Origin of the sequence: Mangrovibacterium marinum, from assembly GCF_003046625.1 — a bacterium.
Classification (GTDB): Bacteria; Bacteroidota; Bacteroidia; order Bacteroidales; family Prolixibacteraceae; genus Mangrovibacterium; species Mangrovibacterium marinum.
Genome location: NZ_QAAD01000003.1, coordinates 219,525 through 240,049 on the forward strand (window position 1 = coordinate 219,525; position 20,525 = coordinate 240,049).

Annotated in this window: 17 protein-coding genes; 10 read left to right on the forward strand and 7 right to left on the reverse strand. The window is 47.7% G+C overall.

The genetic code is table 11. The features are described 5' to 3' along the window. Positions 1-22: 22 nt before the first annotated feature. On the forward strand, positions 23-754 hold the full coding sequence (pgl, locus tag C8N47_RS04200) for a 6-phosphogluconolactonase (RefSeq protein WP_107821366.1): 732 nt from the start codon (positions 23-25) through the stop codon (positions 752-754). A gap of 133 nt (positions 755-887) precedes the next feature. Here the strand turns inward: pgl and C8N47_RS04205 are convergent, their stop codons facing one another. Together C8N47_RS04205 and C8N47_RS04215 are read right to left on the reverse strand one after the other, a co-directional pair. Next, on the reverse strand, positions 888-1,514 hold the full coding sequence (locus C8N47_RS04205) for a fibronectin type III domain-containing protein (RefSeq protein WP_146161429.1): 627 nt from the start codon (positions 1,512-1,514) through the stop codon (positions 888-890). Positions 1,515-2,079: 565 nt separating this feature from the next. Further along, entirely contained in the window at positions 2,080-2,373 is a 294-nt protein-coding gene (locus C8N47_RS04215; RefSeq protein ID WP_107821268.1) for a hypothetical protein, read from the reverse strand. Between C8N47_RS04215 and C8N47_RS04220 the strand changes: the two genes are divergently transcribed. Then, complete coding sequence (locus tag C8N47_RS04220) at positions 2,372-2,572, forward strand: hypothetical protein (protein ID WP_107821269.1); 201 nt, start codon at positions 2,372-2,374, stop codon at positions 2,570-2,572. The two genes, C8N47_RS04215 and C8N47_RS04220, sit on opposite strands and share 2 nt — an antisense overlap. On the opposite strand, the gene C8N47_RS04225 is transcribed toward C8N47_RS04220, so the two are convergent. Next, the gene (locus C8N47_RS04225) at positions 2,573-4,198 is read right to left on the reverse strand and encodes an alkaline phosphatase family protein (RefSeq protein WP_170111281.1); all 1,626 of its coding nucleotides are present in this window, start codon (positions 4,196-4,198) and stop codon (positions 2,573-2,575) included. 78 nt (positions 4,199-4,276) lie between these two features. Next, positions 4,277-4,504 carry a hypothetical protein gene (locus C8N47_RS04230; RefSeq protein ID WP_146161430.1) on the reverse strand — a complete coding sequence of 76 codons (228 nt, stop codon included), beginning with the start codon at positions 4,502-4,504 and terminating at the stop codon, positions 4,277-4,279. Between the two features lie 784 nt (positions 4,505-5,288). On the opposite strand from C8N47_RS04230, the gene gluP reads away from it, so the two are divergent. Beyond that, positions 5,289-6,491: a glucose/galactose MFS transporter gene (gene gluP, locus C8N47_RS04235; protein WP_211316031.1), complete on the forward strand. Its 1,203-nt coding sequence runs from the start codon at positions 5,289-5,291 to the stop codon at positions 6,489-6,491. A gap of 750 nt (positions 6,492-7,241) precedes the next feature. Here the strand turns inward: gluP and C8N47_RS04240 are convergent. Then, the gene (locus tag C8N47_RS04240; RefSeq protein ID WP_107821272.1) at positions 7,242-8,312 is read right to left on the reverse strand and encodes a substrate-binding domain-containing protein; all 1,071 of its coding nucleotides are present in this window, start codon (positions 8,310-8,312) and stop codon (positions 7,242-7,244) included. 365 nt (positions 8,313-8,677) lie between these two features. On the opposite strand from C8N47_RS04240, the gene C8N47_RS04245 reads away from it, so the two are divergent. The 3 genes from C8N47_RS04245 to C8N47_RS04255 all read left to right on the forward strand — a co-directional run bounded on the left by C8N47_RS04245 (position 8,678) and on the right by C8N47_RS04255 (position 12,076). Then, entirely contained in the window at positions 8,678-9,661 is a 984-nt protein-coding gene (locus C8N47_RS04245) for a D-isomer specific 2-hydroxyacid dehydrogenase family protein (RefSeq protein ID WP_107821273.1), read from the forward strand. Positions 9,662-9,769: 108 nt separating this feature from the next. Continuing rightward, complete coding sequence (locus C8N47_RS04250) at positions 9,770-10,378, forward strand: MarC family protein (protein WP_107821274.1); 609 nt, start codon at positions 9,770-9,772, stop codon at positions 10,376-10,378. A gap of 60 nt (positions 10,379-10,438) precedes the next feature. Continuing rightward, positions 10,439-12,076, forward strand: coding sequence for an ABC-F family ATP-binding cassette domain-containing protein (locus C8N47_RS04255; protein ID WP_107821275.1), 1,638 nt, complete (start codon positions 10,439-10,441; stop codon positions 12,074-12,076). A 77-nt stretch (positions 12,077-12,153) separates the two neighbouring features. Here the strand turns inward: C8N47_RS04255 and C8N47_RS04260 are convergent, their stop codons facing one another. Together C8N47_RS04260 and pelA are read right to left on the reverse strand one after the other, a co-directional pair. Continuing rightward, positions 12,154-12,516, reverse strand: coding sequence for an MTH938/NDUFAF3 family protein (locus tag C8N47_RS04260; protein WP_107821276.1), 363 nt, complete (start codon positions 12,514-12,516; stop codon positions 12,154-12,156). Positions 12,517-12,951: 435 nt separating this feature from the next. Beyond that, positions 12,952-14,061, reverse strand: a complete 1,110-nt coding sequence (gene pelA / locus C8N47_RS04265; RefSeq protein ID WP_170111282.1) for a pectate lyase — start codon at positions 14,059-14,061, stop codon at positions 12,952-12,954. 307 nt (positions 14,062-14,368) lie between these two features. Here pelA and C8N47_RS04270 point away from each other — a divergent pair, with 307 nt between their 5' ends. From C8N47_RS04270 to C8N47_RS04285, 4 genes are all read left to right on the forward strand, one after another. Beyond that, entirely contained in the window at positions 14,369-16,252 is a 1,884-nt protein-coding gene (locus C8N47_RS04270; protein WP_170111283.1) for a helix-turn-helix domain-containing protein, read from the forward strand. Positions 16,253-16,351: 99 nt separating this feature from the next. Beyond that, positions 16,352-18,469 carry a helix-turn-helix domain-containing protein gene (locus C8N47_RS04275; RefSeq protein ID WP_107821279.1) on the forward strand — a complete coding sequence of 706 codons (2,118 nt, stop codon included), beginning with the start codon at positions 16,352-16,354 and terminating at the stop codon, positions 18,467-18,469. Between the two features lie 244 nt (positions 18,470-18,713). Further along, complete coding sequence (locus tag C8N47_RS04280; RefSeq protein ID WP_107821280.1) at positions 18,714-19,277, forward strand: hypothetical protein; 564 nt, start codon at positions 18,714-18,716, stop codon at positions 19,275-19,277. A 511-nt stretch (positions 19,278-19,788) separates the two neighbouring features. Beyond that, positions 19,789-20,517 carry an energy transducer TonB gene (locus tag C8N47_RS04285; protein WP_107821281.1) on the forward strand — a complete coding sequence of 243 codons (729 nt, stop codon included), beginning with the start codon at positions 19,789-19,791 and terminating at the stop codon, positions 20,515-20,517. Positions 20,518-20,525 lie beyond the last annotated feature (8 nt).

A 20,525-nucleotide genomic window follows, 5' to 3' on the forward strand; every position in this document is an offset into this window, starting at 1 on the left:
CGGCTTTCAGGAACAACAACCCATGCAAACAAAAAAAATTAAAATATACGACAACAGCCTGGCCGTTGCCCGGGCCTTTGCCACCGATCTTTACCTGTTGGCTACAAAAGCTGCCCAGCCCGTACACATTGCCCTGTCCGGCGGTTCGACTCCTGCCCTGCTGTTTGATGTGCTGGCGGAGCAATATGCAGCAAAAATGCCCTGGCATAAAATTCATTTTTGGTGGGGCGACGAACGTTGCGTAGCCCCTACCGACGAACAAAGCAACTACAAAATGACCAGCGATCATTTGCTCAGCCGGATAACGATGCCCGCTGAAAATATTCACCGGGTAAAAGGCGAATGGGAGCCCCGGCAGGCCAACCAGGAATATATAGCCGAAATTAACCAGTGGCTTCCCAAAACAAACGGATGGCCAGTCTTCGATCTGATCATTCTTGGAATGGGTAATGACGGGCACACCGCCTCAATCTTCCCGCATGAAATTCATCTGCTGAATGCCCCCGAAATTTGTGCAGTAGCCACGCACCCCGAATCGGGACAAAAGCGCGTAAGCCTGACCGGAAAGGTGATTAACAATGCCAAAGAAGTCTGTTTTCTGGTGACCGGCAAATCGAAAACAGCCCGCGTCGATGAAATTTTCAATCAACGCGAAGGTTATCTCAAACTGCCCTCCAGCTATATTCAACCCGTACAGGGACAGTTGACCTTCTATTTTGACAAAGAAGCCGCCAGCGCTATAAAGGCAAACTAAACCCGACTGGCTGCCTGCCGCCGGCACCAATACAAACTTGCCATTTGTACCGGCACTAAAACAGGCCCAATCAGCAAGCCAGACCGCCGCCGTGGCAAGCTATTGTCCACGGTTGGCTTTAAGGCAGTCACCATTACAACACATAGCTTTCAAGGCTCGGACTCCATACCCGTTCGGGCCTTGTTCCGCAAGCCGCCACACGAAAAGCATAGCGTTTTCCGGATTGCAGCCCTTCGATGCGGGCTTTTCGTTTGGACGAGGTAACCGTTATCCAGACACTCTGCCCGCTAACCGGACTTTCGGTGTATGCAAACAAATAAAACGATGCTTTGGGAACCACCTGACACGATAGCTCAATCACTCCCGGATTACTACCCGGCCGAACATTGAAACCTTTCGCTCCCGGAAGTACACCAATGCGCCGGGGCTTATATTTTAAGTTGAAACCACTACTAGCCAGTACCTCCAGGTTGCCGTCACTTTCGGCCTCTACATAATTGGCGAGCGCCCGTAAACCATCAACCAGCTTTTCGCGGCAATTGCGTTTAACGGCCGTGTCGAATCGGGTACCATCAATGGTATCAACCAGCGATTGTTGATAATTGAGCTGAAGTTTTTGCAACTGCTCCAACGATGGTACCGGATTGGGGAAATGCACATTACCATCCATGGCCTGAATGATGGATTTGCAGAAGACGTTTAACTCAGTTTGCTTAAATTTTGCCGGAGAAAAGTTTCTGGAAAGTTCGTTCTTGAACATCAACGGATGAATTAACGATTCGCTTACATCAATCGGGTGCCGGGGCACCACTGGTATCCCTTCTTATTCGCCCAAAAACCACAATGTTTAGATTAAAAAAGAAGGCTCAAGAGCTATTCCGTTACAAAGTCCGGCACCAGGGCCTAACTGCTGCTTCGGATTGCGGTTCCGGATACCAGTTCTGCTTTAGTCCTCCCCTTTTTATTCCTGACGGATGGCAGAAGCACCAAATCATTGGTTTCCAGCGACCTGTTTCGAATGACAAATTAGCCATTTTTAAGGAAAATCACACCATTTTTAATAAAAAACAGACTCTTATTCTTTAAAAACCAGCAATTTCGATAAAACATTCTTCTATTTCTCAGCAATAATCTTATCATTTTCATGAAAAACGCCCTATTTCTCATTAAAATGGTAGAATTATTCAGGAGAAATCTACGATTTTTAGTGTGAAATACACCACAAGAAGCCAGTCTTTCTTCAATCCAGTCCACCTCCAATGGCGACATTAAGACGCTGTAAACAAACATCTTGATCCACCATTCCATTCACCAAACTGCATCGATTATCGAGGCTTAACCAGCCCAACTTGAGGCTTAAACAATCCTGTTTGCGGGAAACAAAGCCGCAATACCGATGAGAAATGCCCTGCCGAAGCCGTGTTTTCACGCGAGATACGGCCTGAAAAAGCTGAACTTCCTCTTTTCGGCGGCAATGCCCACCCCATACCGGCCAAATGCTGTTTCATTACCTGAAAAGTCCGCATCGCGAAGGGTAGCTGTTCCATGCCATGCTCAACGACAAGCAAAACCGGCTGTACCACGAAAATTTGTTGCGCCTGGCTAAGCGTCGAGCTCATGACTATTGCGATGAAACAAGGCAAGCTGATCTCTTGGTCCGAAATTGAAAACAGCTTGCAGGGAGCAAACCGCCACATTTCCATTGCAGTTGAGATTGCCGGCTTTCCTGTTTACGACAATCAGCTTGCCTCTTTCGCTGTTGGCTCGAAAGAATTTGAGTCTGCATCCACAAGAGTCAGTCAATTCATTCCAAATTAATTAGCGCATAATCTCGCTAATCACTCGTCCCTTGCAGTGTGGCGGAATGTCGTAGCCCAGGATATCGAAGATGGTGGGCACCAAATCAATGGCATCAACCGAATTGCGGAATCGGCCGCTTTTGATGCCTTGTCCGAAAAAGATCATCGGAATGCGCGAGTTATCGGTGTACACCACTTTGCGGAATTTAAACTGCGGCTGCCAACCGTTCTCCAGCATAAATAAAATATCGCCCGAACGCTTAAAGTTATACGATTTTGAGATGGTTGTCAGCAAGCTGGTGGCATAATCGCCCTGCTCAAAGCCGGTAGCCGGAAGGGCAATCTTCACCCCTTCGAACTGGTTAATAAACGAAGCAGCTTTACTGAGAAAGTCGGCCAAATCCAGCTTTTGTTTTTCAATCAAGTCACGGTCAACATAAATCTGCTGGTCCATCACAAAGTCAATCCAGTTGCCTTGTCCGTAAGTAATGTTCAGATACGATTTGAGCAAGGCCACCATGCTCTCGGGCGACACATAACCGGCAGGCATCTTGTATTTCTGCTGTAAAAAGTCGACCGAATAAGACGAAGAACAGGACGAAGTGAGCACAACCAGCGTATTAGCCAGCCCAATATTCTTATCCACATAGTTTAACAAGTCGGCCACATCCTGATCCAGGCGCAGGTAGGTATCTTCCATCTCAACAGAGGATGGTCCGAACAGGCTGTTGGCATAGTCCATCGACGAAAAATTGATGGTAAGCAAATCAGTCACCTCATCGCGTCCCAATCGTTCCTGATCAATCAGGTTGACGGCAAAATCCTTGATCAACCGGTTACCATAGGGAGTTGTTTTCATGACCCGGTAGCTGCCGGTTTCCGAAATCAGCTTCTTCAGGTTATAAGGGAAGCTGCGCCATTTTTCAAAATAACCGGTTTCAAAAACATCGTCGTCCTCACTGCTGGCGGCATAGCTGCTTGATGGCAACAAGGTCGTCCAGTCGCGTGTAGCGTAGGAATCCATCATCTGTTTGGCGTTAAAACTGAAAGCCCAGGCCGGAAACTGATCCACATAATAGGAACTAGAGATCATGTTGCCGGTTTCATTGTCCATCCAGTAGGCACCATCGGCAGCATGTCCGGCCGAAAAGACCGCGCTGTAGTCATTCAAGCCCACCGAGAACACTTTTGAGGCACCATTGGTGACCAGCTTTAAGCCATCGCCCAGGGTAGGACTTAACAATTGCTGAGCAGACCGTTGTCCTTCGTCGGAGTCGCTACCCACTGTGATGTAATTGGGATCAGCTACGGCATCAACCTCTTTTTCTTTCAGCCGATCCATCCAGCTCTCGTTAATAATACCGTGGCGGTCGGGATAAGCCCCTGTAAACAAGGTAGGAACGCCGGTAACGCACTTCTGAATATGCAAATTCAGGCCGACATTGGAACAAACAGCCCCCTGATTTACCAGTCGTAAGAACCCGTTATTCTGAAACTTATCAGCATAGCGCACCAGGTAGTCATTACGCATCTGCTCAACATTAATCACCAACACCAACTTGGGTTTAAGGGACATCTGCGATTGTGCCCTAAGCGGGTTAACACACAGATAAACAAGAAGGAATGCAAGAATTCTGAATTTCATGGCTGTTTGCTTTTTGGGAAGCATCAAAAATATAAAAAACATTCATGATTCCCGGGAATCGCCAACAGGAATAAAAGTTTAGGATTCTTTCAACGATACTGTTGTCGCGTTGTCAAAAGTTGTCGGGTTGTCGTTCCCCAAAGCATTAACCAGCAAGAAGGTCTTCTGATCAATGCCAAAAAGTCGGGAACCGGTTGGCCTGGTTTTATCCAGACCGGAATCAAACGAAAAGCTTAGAGAACCCGGATGATATCGGGATGAACTTAGCTTTTCGGCAGATGACGGTCGCAGATAAAAATCAGCCATGACCTTTTTGTTTCGTTTTTGCGTCATGGCAAAAATGAAAACCCGTCCGGTAGGACAAAAGATCCGAATTGATCAGAAGTTGAAGTGAAAAAGGGCAGGTTCTGAAATGCCGTGGAAGGAACTTTCAAAGTGCATACCAGTAGCCCGCTGTAACTCTCCCCTGAAATGAACCAATCCTGGCGGATCGATTCAATTCTGTCCCCTCTCTGCGAGTAGAGCGGGGAAATCCAGAAGCTACAGGTAGATTACAGAAAGTACCATCAGCGTATAAGAATGACGTTCGATCAATGCCAAAAAGTCGGGAACCGGTTGGCCTATTTTTATCCAGACCGGAATCAAACGAAAAGCTTAGTGAACCCGGGAAGCTCCGTTGTGAGACGGAGATCACCCGGTTGAACTTAGCTTTTCGGCAGATGACGGTTGCAGATAAAAATCAGCCATGACTTTTTTGTTTCGTTTTTGTGTCACTACAAAAATGAAAACCCGTCCGGTAGGACAAAAGATCCGAATTGATCGGAAGTTGAAGCGAAGGAATAGGCTCTAGAGCGCCGGAAAAAGGGACTTTCAAAAAAAAGCCTGGAGAACGCCGTAAAAACCGAAATTGATTCCAACTTCGCTGAGCGACATTCCCCAAAGCCCCGAGGATGTTTAAAGTCGGAAAATGAAAAAATAAACCAGAATCCGACAGTTCCATGTGTACGAACACACATCTTTTAATTATCTTGCGATCATCAATTTTTCTGGAATCTATTTATTTAGAAATCGATCAATCCATACATTAACTATGACACAAAAAAACAACAAAATTGCAGTTGCACTACTGGTGGTTGGCGTGATGTTCTTTGCCATTGGCTTTGCACTGGGAATCAATAGTTATTTGATTCCGCTTTTAAAAAATGCCCTTCAAGTTTCGTCCGGAGAATCCTATCTGATTCTGGCTGCAACCTTCTCGGCCTTCCTTATTTTTGGTTATCCGGCCTCGTTGGTGATTGCCAAAATCGGCTATAAAAAAACGATGACCCTTTCGTTTTTAATGTTTGCAGCAGGCTTTCTGTTATACCTGCCTTCGGCTAGTATGGAAAGCTTACCGCTGTTCCTGCTCGCCTCTTTTGTCAGTGGTATGGGGAATGCCTTTTTGCAAGCCTCGGTTAATCCCTACATTACCATCCTTGGTCCGATTGAGAGTGCGGCCAAACGCATGAGCTATATGGGGATTGCCAATAAACTGGCCTGGCCTGTAGCTCCGCTGTTTTTATCGTTGGTGATTGGCAAAAGTGTCGAAAACGTGCAGCTGGCTGATATCAGCCTGCCCTTCTACATTATTATTGCAACCTTCTTGCTGCTGGGAGCTTTGGCTTACTTCTCGCCCCTGCCCGAAGTTAAGGCTGCCGGCGAAGATGAAGACAGTGCCGATGAGTGTGCCTATGCAGCTAAAAAGACATCAGTTTGGCAATTCCCTCACTTGTTGCTTGGGGTACTGGCCTTGTTCTTATATGTTGGTGTGGAAACCATCTCGCTCAGCACTCTGGTTGACTATGCGCAAAGCATCAACCTGCCCAATGCCGAGCTTTACGCCTGGATTGCCCCGGTGGGAATGGTTATTGGTTACCTGTGCGGTATTATTTTCATCCCGAAATACATTTCGCAGGCAACAGCTCTGTTAATCTGCTCTATTCTGGCCATCTTCGGCTCATTGATGGTTGTCTTTACCCCCGAAGATATCTCTATTTGGTTTATTGCCTTTATGGCCGTTGGTTGTTCGCTGATGTGGCCGGCGCTGTGGCCCCTGGCCATGCAGGATCTGGGTAAATTCACCAAAGCCGGTTCATCACTTATGGTTATTGCCATTGTGGGTGGTGCGCTTATTCCTACGATCTACGGCTTTGTGAAAGACGCCATTGGCGCTCAGCAAGCCTACTGGGTATGTGTTCCCTGTTTCCTGTATATTTTATATTACGCCCTGAAAGGACACAAAATAAGAAGCTAAGAGAAATTCAAGAACCGGGTACTCCCCGGTTTTTTTTTGAAAGTCTTACTCCGCAGAGGCGCTAAGTTGCAATGCCAATAACTGGTTTTGACTAGAGGTGGAACGACAACCCGACAACTTGTGAAAACAACGAAAACAGTATAGTTGAAAGAATTCGAAACTTTCATCCCTGTTGGTGATTCCCGGGAATCATGTAGTTTTTTTCTGAAAGTCTCTTTTTCGACGCTTAAACAAGTGTTCCGTCAATTCTAATTTGTATAAAAGCGGATCTTTTGTCCTACCGGACGGGTTTTACTCTTTGCCTTAAAGCAAAGAGTAAACAGAAAGTTCAAGGCTTATTTTTATCTTCAGGTGTCAGCTCCCGAAAGCTAAGTTCATCCCGATATCATCGGGATTCTCTAAGTTCCGGTTCGCCTCTCACCATCGATAAAAAGTAGGCCGGTCCCGCCTCGAGCGAGCTTCCGTGTTCTCTTAAATGCCTTCTGCTGTCTTCAGAACCTTTCATTCCTGTTGGTTATTTCCGGGAATCATCTGTGTTTTTATTGAAAACAGATCAATGTCGAGCCTCTGTTCCCCTCGCATACAATACGATTAAGCATGGCTACGAAACAATAGGCCACCAAGCGGCAACAAGCGGCAAAACCCCATTGGCCAAAGATGTGCTAACCGGCAATATGCCGAATGTTTCGTGCAAAAGACAAGTCTGTTGGAGCCGGCCACCAATCACTCCGGACAGCAATATCCGCCCGGCTAGCTTAAGTCGGAACTTAAATACGATTTAATATTTTCGCGGGTGATAATTTCCAGCGGGAACAGATCGTTCACCGGAGGTTGCTTTTTAAACAACAAATAGTTCGCCAGATAACTGATGCCTTTGAAGGCCTGTTTGCGTGGATTTTGATGAATCAGGAAGTTGATCACCCCTTCATACATATAGTGGATGTTGTCTTTCAGTAAGTCGTAGCCCACCAACCCGATGGACTTTCGGCCGGTTTTATCCAGCACCGAAGCCGTCAGATGTGTTCCCTGCGATGTAGGAACAAAAATACCATCTACCTTTTCTTTGGTCAGCAGTACCTCAACTTCGCGAACAAAGCCGGCATCGTTCAGGTTGGTAAACTCCACCGACTTGATGGAAAAGCCAGAAAGGTGGTTGTCGGTAAAATAATCGCGGAAACCCCGTTCTTTTTCTTTAATGTGCAGGGCATTTTGATTCTCTTCGACGACATGAAGCACCAGTATATTTCCGGATTGACCAAGTTTGTTGGCTAACATTTCGGCTCCAACCCGGCCACTTTGATACAAATCCTGACCGATAAAGCTCAAGGGTTTAGCGTCGGTAATGTTGGTATTAAAAGTGATGTATGGGATACTCCGTTCGCTTAACTGTGCGAAGAATGCAAGTGATTCCTGATATTGAACCGGCGCCAGCAACACACTGTCGGGCTTGTAATCCAACACTTTCTGAGCAACAAGCTGAAACGATTTCTTATCGTACAAATTGAAGTAGAAGGTTTCGACACGCACATTGTACTGGGCCCATTCTTCGGTTGCTTTCAGGATTCCGGACCCCGACTGGTTCCAATAGTCATCCAGTGCCGGATCGGGTATCATTGCGGCTATGCGGATCACCTTATTCGCTCCTAAGGTACTCGCAATCAAGTTGGGTTTATAGCCTGTTTTTTCCAGGGCTTCCATAACCTTTGCCAAGGCTTTTTCCGAAATTTTACCTCTTTTGTGCAAAACCCGGTCTACCGTAGCAACCGATACTCCGGCTAACTCAGCAACATCTTTAATCCGTACGTTTCTGAAATCACTCATAATTCAATAGTCAAGCTTGTTCGCGCACACAAAGATAGCAGATTATTGCTTCAGCCTTCTTTATTCATACAGATTCCACTTTAAATTAACTTATCGTTTAGCATCGCGGGCTGACAGGCTCCCCGGCGTAGCGCTGCACCGTGTAACGAATGAATTGAAACTTTAATTCGTCACACGCTAAGCCACTTCAATTGTCTATCGGCATTGATCCTTGTAATTTCAATCTGTCGCTTAAGGCTCATCCTGCAAAACAAATGGTCTGATTATGAATACGGAAAGCCAAGCTGTTCAAAAAAAACCAAAAAGATCATTTTTTGGCCAAGCGATACAACTATCTTTGCCCCCTTTTAGCGCAAACATCAACTATGATCGTAACATTCGAAACCCGAAGCGACGAATTGTCGGCAATAAAAGAGCTGGAGAAAATCCATGGCCTGAAAATCAGCAGCTATACCAGCGAGCTTTCCTTATCAAACATCGAATTAACGGCCGGAGCCAAGGCCGTAAGTGTATTGGGCCATAGCCACATCGACAAAGCTCTGTTGCTGGAGCTGAAAAGGCGTGGCGTGCAATACCTTTCAACCCGAACGGTGGGTTATAACCACATCGACCTGCATGCTGCCAACGAACTGGGCATCCGTGTCAGCCATGCCTATTACGATCCGCATGGCGTGGCCGACTATACGGTGATGCTCATGCTGATGTGCCTGCGCAAATACAAACAAGCCATGTGGCGTGCCAATGTAAACGACTACTCGTTGCACGGTTTAAAAGGACGCGAAATGCGTACGCTAACCATTGGCATTGTAGGCACCGGCAACATCGGCAAGCAGGTAATTGAAAACCTGATGGGTTTTGGCTGCCGGCTGATCGCATCGAGCCGCAGCATTGACCACGCACTGGCCAGCAAAGTGGAATATATGCCCCTGGACAAACTGTATGCCCAGGCTGATATTATTAGCTTCCACCTGCCGCTGCTGGAAAGCACCGCCCGGATGGTGAACAAACAAAGCCTGGCAAAAATGAAAGACGGGGTCATCCTGATTAACTGCTCGCGGGGCGAACTAATGAACATCAGTGATGTAATCGACGCTATCGAATCACACAAAATCGGCGCACTCGCCATGGATGTTTTCGAAAATGAAACCGGCATCTACCACCAGGATCGCCGAACCGACATTATCAGTAACCGCGACATGGCCTACATCCGGCAGTTTCCGAATGTGATTATGACCCAGCATATTGCTTTTTACACCGACGAGGCCGTTGAAACCATGGTTGAAAGCGGTGTGGGCAGCTTAATTGACTTTATTAACACGGGCAAAAGCCAGCACGAAATTAGCCGCTAAACGACTGCAAACTTTTCGGGCATTTATCCGTTGTTTATTAAGCTGTAAGATACAGTAAGAATCAAAAAACATGACGATCTTGTTACTCACTCTTTTTGCTCAACGAATATGCTCGAATTTATCAATACGTTCTTTTTACTGTTTGCTGTTATCGATCCTTTAGGTACCGTTCCTGTATTTTTGTCGGCTACGCGAAATTTCGATGCCGGCGAAAAACGGGCCATTGCTCTGCGCTCATCAATCATCGCGGCTATCATTCTCATCTTTTTTATCGTAGTTGGCCAACTAATCATTGAAGGAATGGATGTTTCGCTCGACGCCTTTCAAATTTCCGGCGGCATCATCCTGTTTCTGTTTGCCCTAACCATGATTTTCGGAGAGGGAAAGCCCGAAAACGAAATCCAGATGATTAAAGATTACAAACACGTCACGGTTTTCCCCATTGCCATGCCATCCATTGCCTCGCCGGGAGCGATTATGGCCGTGGTACTGCTTACCGACAACCATATTTACGGCATTGGCCAGCAAGTGATCACAACAGCCATCATGCTGTTCGTAATAGGCATTACCGCCGGCTTATTGCTGGTTGCCCGCTACATTCAAAGCTGGATTGGCGAACAGGGCATCACCATCATTAGTAAGGTGATGGGCCTGATATTAGCCTCTTATGCCACCCAAAGCATTTTATCGGGCTTGAAAAGCTTCTTCATCGGTTAGGCTTGCCCTTTTCCCTGTCGGCCATTTCATTATCTTTGCCGCGATTTTAAAATTTCGAGCATGATTTCAGCTGATGGCTTAACCGTCGAATTTGGCGGGCAAACACTTTTCAAGGATATTTCCTTTGTGGTAAACGACAAGGATCGCATTGCCCTGATGGGGAAAAACGGTGCCGGTAAATCGACCCTGTTAAAACTGATGGCCGGCGTACAAAAGCCAACCCGCGGCAAAGTGTCCGCCCCCAAAGATGCCGTGATTGCTTACCTGCCTCAACATCTGATGCACGACAGCAACCGCAGCCTGTTCGAGGAAGCTTCGCAGGCCTTTTCCGAAGTCTTGGATATGCAAAAAACACTGGACGAGCTGAACCACCAGCTGACCGTGCGTACCGACTACGAATCGGACGAGTACAGCCAGATTATTGAGCAGGTGTCGGAACTAAGCGAGAAACTGTACAGCCAGGGCGAGATTAATTTCGATGCCGAAGTTGAAAAGATTTTGCTGGGTCTTGGTTTTCTGCGCGAAGATTTCAATAAGCCCAGCAGCGAGTTTAGTGGTGGCTGGCGGATGCGCATCGAGCTAGCCAAAATTCTGCTGAAAAACCCGGACCTGATCCTGCTGGATGAGCCCACCAACCACCTCGACATCGAGTCGGTGCAGTGGCTGGAGGACTTCCTGATCAGCAACTCCAAAGCGGTGATCGTTATTTCGCACGATAAGAAATTCATCGACAACATCACCACCCGAACCATCGAGGTGACCATGGGGCGAATTTACGACTACAAGGTTAACTACAGCAGCTACCTGGAGTTGCGCAAAGAACGCCGCGAGCAACAGCAAAAACAATACGACGAGCAGCAAAAAATGATTGCCGAAAACCAGGCTTTCATCGAGCGCTTCAAAGGCACCTACTCGAAAACACTGCAAGTGCAGTCGCGCGTGAAGATGCTCGAAAAGCTGGAGCTGGTTGAAGTGGACGAAGTGGATACTTCGCACCTGAAGCTGCGCTTTCCGCCATCGCCCCGCTCGGGTAGTTACCCCGTTATTGCCGAACAGGTTGCCAAGAGCTACGATGATCATCTGGTGTTCAACGATGCCAGCTTCACCATCCAGCGTGGCGAAAAAGTAGCTTTTGTGGGGAAAAACGGCGAAGGAAAATCGACCATGATCCGCGCCATTATGAAGGAACTGGAGCACGAAGGCGCCATTCAGCTGGGGCACAATGTGCAAATTGGCTACTTTGCCCAAAACGAAGCGTCGCTGCTCGACGAGCAACGCACCGTTTTCCAAACGATCGACGATGTGGCCGTGGGCGACATCCGCACCAAGATTAAAGATATTCTCGGCGCTTTCATGTTTGGCGGAGAGGACTGGGACAAGAAAGTGGGCGTACTTTCGGGTGGCGAGCGTACCCGCCTGGCGATGATCAAACTCTTGCTGGAACCGGTGAACCTGCTCATTCTCGATGAGCCCACCAACCACCTCGATATCCGCACCAAGGACATTCTGAAACAAGCCTTGCTGGAATTCGACGGAACACTGATCCTCGTGTCGCACGACCGTGACTTCCTGGATGGTATGGTGTCGAAGGTGTACGAGTTCGGCAACAAGCGCGTGAAAGAACACCTGGAAGGTGTGACCGAGTTCCTGGCCCGCAAGAAAATGGAACAGCTCAACGAGCTGGAGAAGAAAAAATAAGCTATTACAATTGAGGGCTTCACTTAGATACTAACTATTGAGGGCTTCACTTAAAGTGAAGCCCTCAATACTCAATACTAACAGGTCACATGAAACAGGGCGATAACCCGGCCTTCCAACACATTCCACACTTTGGCGGCCGTAGGGGTAGCAACCAGTTTCACCGGGCATTCCTTCTCCCGAAAAAACAAATCGGCCTCGGTCGACAGCTCCACGTAGCCAATCTGCCCGGTGCCAATGATGAGCTCCTGTGCTCCTTCTTCATAAATTTGCACGGCTTCTTCCAACGAAATTTTGTGTGATGTGCCATATTTGGCCTTCGACAGTTTTTTCTTCCGTTTTTCAATATGCCCGTCCAGGCGGATCAGGATGTCGTATTCGTAGCGTTTTCCGCCGACTGTAATGGCACCAAAACCAGTTTTATTAATTTGTGGTAACATCGTTTCCCCTCCTTCTTTTCGCTTAGGGTATACGCAGTTTGTCGAAAATGGGTATGCGGGCAGTTGGGTATCACGTTTTTAGGGGTTCAGCCCCAAACGGCGCAAAGCAACCGATGCTGCCTCCGGGAAACTGAGAAATAACTGTAGAAAGCAATCCCAGGCCCCATTTCTCCTGTAATTTTGCCGCGGAGAGGGGTCCCCAAGCCAGTTGAAGCCGAAATCTGGCCGATGGGCAGCTTCCGGTCGCCGATGGAATCAAAAAACTTGCCAATGGGCGGCTTCCCCTAGCCTATTGAGTCAAATATTTTGCCGATGGGCGGCTTTCCCTTGCCGATTGAATCAAAAAAACTGCCGCGGGGAGGGTCTCACCAGCCTCGGGGACACGCCAGCCGGCCATTCCAGCAAAAACCGAAACTATTCACTGACCACTGATCACTATCTCTTCTTCCAGTCCGGATAAACTTTCAGCACCGCTTCGGGCCAGAAACCGTACCACTCGTAGCCCACACGGCGGTCGAAGGAAATGTCGTTCAAGTCGTACACAATCGTACCATCAACCAGCGACAGGAACGGCTCTCCTTTTTCGAGCTCGTAGTAACGGGCCCACACTGGTCGTGCGGTGGAGTCGGGTACAAACTCGCGATCGAAATCGATGGTGGTTTCGTGGTAGGGCCGTTCCTCAATCGGGAAGTTGCCGTAACGGTAGCCGGTAATTTTAGCCGCTTCGAGCCAGGCCACACTCGATTCGATGGCAGCCACCACGGCCGAATCAGGCTGCTCTATCCGCATCAGGAATAGGATGATGTCGCAGCTCTCGCGCGCCGTTACTGAAGGATGCTCATAAGCCCGTCCCTGCACCGGCGCATAAGTATCGAAATCGTGCTGCTGGCACCAGGCCGTTTTCACGCCCTTGATCTCCACCTGGCATTTCAGGATGACTTGCAGCCCGCGCTCGTAAGCTGCCAATAGTTTCGTGCGCAGATCGGGCTGCAGCCAGTTGTAGTTCGGGGCGTTTGTTTTCACATCCAGCAGCAGGTTCATAATGCCCGTCATCACATCGTCGTTGAAGGTGATCACATCGGCATCCCAACCGCGCCAGCCTCCCTTCGGGTATTCGGTATTCAAAATATATTGAAAGCCTTTTTCGGCTGCCGCGCGGTATTTCTCGTCGCCGCATTGTCCGTACACCGCCGACAGGTATTCAATCTGTGGAAAAATATTTCGGTTGTCGTAAGTGCTTTGGCGATAGCGCTCGCTCAGGTCGTTGATTACTGAATCGGGGGCAAGTTTCGCCAACCAGTCGATGTTTTTCGGCCAGCCACCATCGGCATTCTGGTAAGCCAGCAAGTTGTCGGCAATACCGATAATATCGGCCGTATCCAACCGGTCGGTACTGCGAATGCGGCTGTACAGGTTCCAGTGGTGAATGCCATCTTCAAATTTCGACAGGTCGATGTAGCTGTATTTTTGGGCTTCGGGTTGATGCGAGCAAGCCGCGAGAATAGCCAGAAAAAAGAAATGGATGATTGGGTTGATTCGTTTCATGTTTGGTTTCATTTCGTCTACTACAAAGAAAGCAGCTTTGCTGTTTAATCGGATAATTTATGCCGTGCGTTTTTCGTAGCCCGAATCACATCGGCTGCTTTCTCGTTAAAACTCAACCCTAATTTTAACCGCTGGACAACTACCGGGACTGCCAGCCAGGCGTTTCAGCTTTATTTTTTTTAGCGAATAGCTTAACAAAAACGTGGATCAGAAAAGAACAGAAGAGATCTTGTTTTCGTATCCCTTCTATAGTGAGCCTCTCTGCCTGCATCATTCCAAGTGAATGGAAAACCCTTATGAAAAAACCATGGTATCAAAGTCAACATCGGACGAAGCCTTCACCCAACGCTTAACCCGACTTATTGAGGTGAATCTGAAAGACGAGCACTTTGGTGTTTCCGAGTTGGCAAAACAAATGGGCATGAGCCGCTCGAACCTTTACCTGAAAGTACACCGGGCGAGTCAAAAATCGGTCAGCTGCTTTATCCGCGAGGTGCGGCTGCGCAAAGCACTGGAATATCTTAAAGAAGGAGAACGGAATGTTTCGCAAACCGCCTACGAGGTTGGCTTTGGCAGCCCGGCTTATTTCAGCAAGTGTTTTCACGATTACTACGGATTTCCGCCCGGCGAAACCCCCACCAACGTCAATACGCCGGCAAGCCTGTCGGATAGTCCCGATTTGCGTCCCCAAACTTCGGGGTGGCGAAACCGAAAGTTAATTGGTGCACTGGTCGGCATCGTGATTATTTTGGCCGGACTGGTTATCTATTCATCCAAATCGTCGGAGCAACCTGTCGAAAAATCCATTGCTGTTTTACCCTTCAAAAACCTGAACCGCGACCAGGAAACGCAAATTCTTGCCGACGGCATCATGGAAGACATCCTCTCCCGTCTGTCCCACATCCAGGATTTCACGGTTAAATCGAGTAATTCAACCGAAAAATACCGGGACAGCAAAACCACCATCCCCCGGATCGCCAAAGAGCTGAATGCCTCCTATCTTCTGGAAGGGAGTATCCTGCACGAAAAGGATAAGATCAGACTCTATGTGCAGTTAATCGACACGAAAAACGACCGCCAAATCTGGGTTGACCGATACGACCGCGACTTAAGCGGGATTTTTGATTTTGTAACCGACGTATCGCGACAAATTGCCGAAGAGATGCAAGCGCTGCTCAGCCCCCGCGAGGAGGAACAGATGCAAAAACAATACACCAGCAACACCGAAGCTTACAGCCTGTACCTGAAAGGCATTTTCTTTTGGAAAAAAAGAACCGTTAATGACCTGGTGCGCAGTATCGATTATTTTAACCAGGCCTTGGCCATCGACCCCGATTATGCGCTGGCCTACGCCGGGCTGGCCAACTCGTATCTCGCGCTCACCTTCAGTCGCTACTACGAGAAAGAAAAAGGATTTGAGCTGGGAGAACTGTACGCCAAAAAAGCACTCGCCGGCAATGCCGACCTGGCCGAGGCTCATGTCGTTTTGGGGAGCATTGCAGTCTGGTACCTGCGCGACTGGAAACGGGGCGAAAAAGAACTGCTGAAAACCATTGAGCTAAACCCCAGCTATGCCGTCGGGCATCAGTATTACTCACAACTTCTGGCTCTGCAAGGCAGACTAAAAGAAGCACTCGTCCAGATTAACATAGCCATCCAACTGGATCCGAATTCTGCCAACATGTATCTGCTTCGGGCGAACCGTTATTACCATCTCTCCGATTTCGACCAGGCCTTAATCAATGCTCAACAAGTAATTGAATTTACCCCCAATTACTTAAGTGCCTATTGGGTGATCTTCCGCACTTATCTCCATCTGGGCGATGATAAAAATGCGCTGAAGACGCTGAAAGTGATCTTTCACCTTTCGGATCCGAGCCTGAATTTCAATCCGCAGATTGACCAAAGCTATGCTGCGGGCGGGATGAAAGCTGTTGTCATCCGAACCATTAAGCAGATCGACACCAACCCCAAGATGATGCGTTTTAGCCCCTACTACAAATACAAGCTGATGGCCGAGCTTTATGCCATAATCGGCGACAATGAGCAGGCCATTAATTATTTGGAAAGACATGCCGAATCCGAACTTTTCAAACCCGCCTGGATCAAATACGGCATCGAGTTCAAAGCCCTGCAATCGGATCCCCGCTTTATTGCCCTAATTAACCGGATGGGGCTGAAGGATCTGTAAACTCAACGGGAATTGAACCGGCCAGCATGAACCTCCATGAGCCGGGAAACGTAAACAGCTACGCACCGGCACCCAAAAGTCCACTTAACCAAGCCCAGTATGAACAACAAACATACATCGGACCTTGTATTTTTGCAGCGTTTAACCGAAACAATTGAGCAAAATCTGAAAGACGAACATTTTGGTGTATCAAAGCTTGCCAAACAGATGGGCATGAGCCGCTCGAACCTTTACCTTAAAATTAACGCTATCACCGGCAAATCGGTCAGCTGCTTTATCCGGGAAGTGAGATTGCGCAAAGCACTTCAATATTTAAAAGAAGGCGAACTGAATGTTTCGGAAACAGCCTACGAGGTCGGCTTTGGCAGCCCCACCTATTTCAGCAAATGCTTTCACGACTATTTTGGATTTCCTCCCGGCGAGGTCGGTTTGCAAAAAGAAGATCAAACAGCCCCGCCCGAAAATACACTCGGTACAGGATCTTGCGCAGCTCCGGTGCGTCGCATCCGAAAGCGCTTATTTTCGGGTCTCGGCTTCATCCTGCTGGTCATTGCCGGTATTTGGATACTCAAACCACTGCTGGTTCAAAAGCAAACCATTGAGAAGTCGATTGTTGTGCTGCCCTTTATCGACGACAGTCCCGAGGCGGGGCACAGCTACATCGTGGACGGCTTAATGGAAGAAATACTGAACAAGCTAAGTCTGATCAGCGACTTGCGGGTTGTTTCGCGCACCTCGGCCGAGCACTACCGCAATTCGACCAAAAGCAGCCGCGAAATCGGCAAAGAAGTCAAAGCCAACTACCTGCTCGAAGGAAGTGCACAAACCATCAACAATACCATCCGCATCCGTCTTCAGCTGATTGAGACCAGCACCAACAAACATCTTTGGTCGAAGCCTTTTGAGCGGGAAGTGACCATGAATAATATCTTCAGGCTACAGAGTGAGCTGGCTTTGCTGATTGCCGACGAGCTGGATGCCGTGATAACCCGCGACGAGAAAAACCGGATTCGGAGAATACCAACCGTCAATCCCACAGCCTACAATTTATACCTGCGGGGGCTGGACTATAAACGACTTTACGAGTTGCAGCCCCTGCGACAATCGTGGCAGGACCGTCTCAAAGCCAAACAATTGTTTCAGCAAGCCGTTCAGCTGGATTCAACCTTTGCCGATGCCTGGGCCCAGCTAGGCGATTTTTATATCCGGAATATCGCCTATTGGGGCAATATCTATTTAAAGGAACAATACCTCGATTCGGGCCTGTTGATGCTGAACACAGCCCTGAAATACGATCGGCAAAACTGGAAGGCCCTGGCTCTGGAAGGTCGCTATTATCTGCTGAAGGGAATGCCCGAGAGAGCCAACGCCTTATTCCAGGAATTACCGGTAAACGAAAAAAACCTGAGCGAATATTACGAGTTTGCCTTCTCGCATTTCCTGGCTACCGGCGATAACTACAATGCCCTGAAAAGCTTTCTGGCTTACAACGAGGTCATGCACGACAAAATGGCCATACACCCGGGAATACTCGTGCAGGTAGGCTGGATCCTGACCTACGAGGGATACCCCGAGGTCGCCGGAAACTATGCCCACCAAATGCTTCAGCTTTATAACGACTCGATCAAATACTTCAAAGCGATGAACGAAATTGCAACCATGTCGGGCAATTTTGAAGCCGCCATGGACTATTGCCAGCGCATCTATGAAAAAGATTCCACCCGCACCGACAACCTGTATTATATGATGATCAACTCGGTTTGGCTTCGCGACTATCCCGCGGCCTACAAGTATCTGTTGAAATACGGCGGGAAATACATCAATAGCGAGAGTGCCATGATTCTGCCCTTTGTTTACGAAAAAAACGGACTGCAAAAGGAAGCCCGCGAGGGCTATCAAAAAGCCTTAAAAATCTGTAACGATGAAATAAAGCTGAACAACTTTTTTGCACAAATCTATTTCTCCCACGCCGCTTTAGCCTGCGTCTATTCAGCCTTGGGCGATACCGAAAAATCGCTGGAATATTTACGCCAGGTCCGAGACCATCAAAAACCCTGTTCGCGCTTGTTTGTGGTCAGCATGAAACACTGGCCCCTGCTTGACAACGTTCGCCAGCAGCCCGAATTTGATCAGATCCTGGCCGACATGGAAGCCAGTTACAAACAAGAACACCAGCGCGCCGGCAGTCTGCTTCGCGAAAAGGGAATCATTCAATAATTCCATTTGCCTTTCCAGAGTATTCCTTATGCGAAACGCTGAACAACAATCATCTATCGGCATTAACACCAGACCGAACAGCCCCCCAACCCCAAACGGCACTTTGGACATAATTTAAAGCATTTCTTCAAAATTGAAACCTGCGGCAACATGCTTTCTAGGTGTTGCCCGGGCTTTCTTCGGAACTTGTATATCGGATTAAATCAATTTCAATCCGCATTATATAACCTAAAAACTTACCGATATGAAAACAAGAATTCTATTATTCGTTTGCCTTTGCATAGGCGTTGCTGCTCTCTTTTCGGCTTGCTCAGAAAACGATTCACTGGTTTCGGACTTGCCCCAGAATGATGAGATTACTTTGAAATCGAAGAAAATACCGACACAGTTTTCGGGTATATGTACACCCATCGATAATATGGGTTATGACATCATTTCATGGTACGATGCCACAGATGATCCACGAGTTACCGGAGTCTCTTATTGGGTATTTACCGGAATTGAACCAATTGATGAAGTCACCATTGAACTTAGAGGAGCGACTGAAATATTTGTTGGTGCAGTTACAGTAGATGATGTTATTAATGGAAGATATGTTGGTAAATGGGAAATGACCTGGAAGGGGTATCAAAACTATACATACCCGGGAAGTGTCACTTTTAAAATCGTGGCTCACGGCACTGGAACAGGCACGGAAGGAGAAGTTCTTGGGTTAACTGCCCGATGGAAATATACGATGGACTTTGATGGTACTCCTGAAAGTGGTGCTATTTACTACTCTAAAGGAAAGATTACAGAAGAATTATAAGATCTTCCGATCCGGAAATTCCGGTCACAATTAGACCGGTGAAATTACACTGGTTAAAGGGAAAAAGTAAACTCAGCGTGTAAAATAACTGTTGCCAGGAATCTGACTCACTTGATTTAATCCAACAAATTCCGGGATCCACAACAGTTTGCCCCTCCGCAATTTCAAAATGCGGAGGGGATTTTTTTGTTGTTGAGCTGCTGACTCCGGTTCACCTGCTCACGAAGACGAACTCAACCGAGCTTTATTCACCAGCTGAACCCGGGGGAATCAGGTGAAGCTCCCTGCCATTGGGCTGATGACTCCGGTGAAAAAGACATCCCCCATAGCCGGAAACAACATAATCGAAAGTTCGCTGACGATAATTGATCGCAGTTGGCGCTATTTTAAGTTCATCCAAACATGGCTGCTAGGCTTTGGACGTTCACCGGGGCTAACTTTGTATCGGATTCAGTACTGAACGTTCAAAGCATACGAAGAGCCCCCAGTATTAACTTAAAAACCCGAAGCCATGAAAACAAGTATTTTATTAATTCTGATGATGGTGCTCTCGCTCGGAGCATCAGCTCAATTTCACGTTTTGAAAGAAGAAATTGAGGTTAAACCACCGATCTTTATGGGAACAGCGGTTAGTGTGGTCGACAATGGAGCGAGCCTGGATGATTTTGTCGCTCAACGGATGATTTATCCCGAGCAAGACCTGAAGTTACACCGCGAAGGAACAGAGGTCATTCAGTTTACGGTAAACACCAACGGCACATTAAGCGACTTTGAGGTTGTCAACAGTGTATCGCCCAATATGGATGCCGAGCTTATTCGCGTACTTCAGTTAACAAATGGAATGTGGAGACCGGGATCAAACAACGATGGCCACACCGAAATGCGCAGCGAACTTGCCATTGCCTGTAAAATCCGACTTTACGAGGGTTCAGATCGTCAAACTGACTTTCAAAAAGTAGCAACAAAATATTTCCAGAAAGGCAGCAAACTGCTGTACACTAAAAACCACCCACGCCGAGCCCTGAGTAATTTCGACGAAGGAATCCGCTATTTGCCTTACGATGCCAATTTATTGGTTATGCGTGGCTATGCCCGCTATGCTTTGGGCGATTTAGCCGGAGCAATTGAAGACTGGGAAATTGTGAAAGAGAAAACCGACATCGATAATTTAAAAGAAATAGCGGGAAACTACCATGATCTTGAAGGATATGCCGAACTGCTTGCTGAATTCGAGAAGTAAGCCTTATC

Excerpts from the sequence above, each read along its gene's own strand:
- C8N47_RS04225 (WP_170111281.1), bottom strand. The coding sequence starts at position 4,198 with ATGAAATTCAGAATTCTTGCATTCCTTCTTGTTTATCTGTGTGTTAAC.
- C8N47_RS04285 (WP_107821281.1), top strand. The coding sequence starts at position 19,789 with ATGAAAACAAGTATTTTATTAATTCTGATGATGGTGCTCTCGCTCGGA.
- C8N47_RS04280 (WP_107821280.1), top strand. The coding sequence starts at position 18,714 with ATGAAAACAAGAATTCTATTATTCGTTTGCCTTTGCATAGGCGTTGCT.
- pgl (WP_107821366.1), top strand. The coding sequence starts at position 23 with ATGCAAACAAAAAAAATTAAAATATACGACAACAGCCTGGCCGTTGCC.
- C8N47_RS04260 (WP_107821276.1), bottom strand. The coding sequence starts at position 12,516 with ATGTTACCACAAATTAATAAAACTGGTTTTGGTGCCATTACAGTCGGC.
- gluP (WP_211316031.1), top strand. The coding sequence starts at position 5,289 with ATGACACAAAAAAACAACAAAATTGCAGTTGCACTACTGGTGGTTGGC.
- C8N47_RS04240 (WP_107821272.1), bottom strand. The coding sequence starts at position 8,312 with ATGAGTGATTTCAGAAACGTACGGATTAAAGATGTTGCTGAGTTAGCC.
- C8N47_RS04255 (WP_107821275.1), top strand. The coding sequence starts at position 10,439 with ATGATTTCAGCTGATGGCTTAACCGTCGAATTTGGCGGGCAAACACTT.
- C8N47_RS04215 (WP_107821268.1), bottom strand. The coding sequence starts at position 2,373 with ATGAGCTCGACGCTTAGCCAGGCGCAACAAATTTTCGTGGTACAGCCG.
- C8N47_RS04220 (WP_107821269.1), top strand. The coding sequence starts at position 2,372 with ATGACTATTGCGATGAAACAAGGCAAGCTGATCTCTTGGTCCGAAATT.
- C8N47_RS04275 (WP_107821279.1), top strand. The coding sequence starts at position 16,352 with ATGAACAACAAACATACATCGGACCTTGTATTTTTGCAGCGTTTAACC.
- pelA (WP_170111282.1), bottom strand. The coding sequence starts at position 14,061 with ATGAAACGAATCAACCCAATCATCCATTTCTTTTTTCTGGCTATTCTC.
- C8N47_RS04270 (WP_170111283.1), top strand. The coding sequence starts at position 14,369 with ATGGTATCAAAGTCAACATCGGACGAAGCCTTCACCCAACGCTTAACC.
- C8N47_RS04250 (WP_107821274.1), top strand. The coding sequence starts at position 9,770 with ATGCTCGAATTTATCAATACGTTCTTTTTACTGTTTGCTGTTATCGAT.
- C8N47_RS04245 (WP_107821273.1), top strand. The coding sequence starts at position 8,678 with ATGATCGTAACATTCGAAACCCGAAGCGACGAATTGTCGGCAATAAAA.
- C8N47_RS04230 (WP_146161430.1), bottom strand. The coding sequence starts at position 4,504 with ATGGCTGATTTTTATCTGCGACCGTCATCTGCCGAAAAGCTAAGTTCA.
- C8N47_RS04205 (WP_146161429.1), bottom strand. The coding sequence starts at position 1,514 with ATGTTCAAGAACGAACTTTCCAGAAACTTTTCTCCGGCAAAATTTAAG.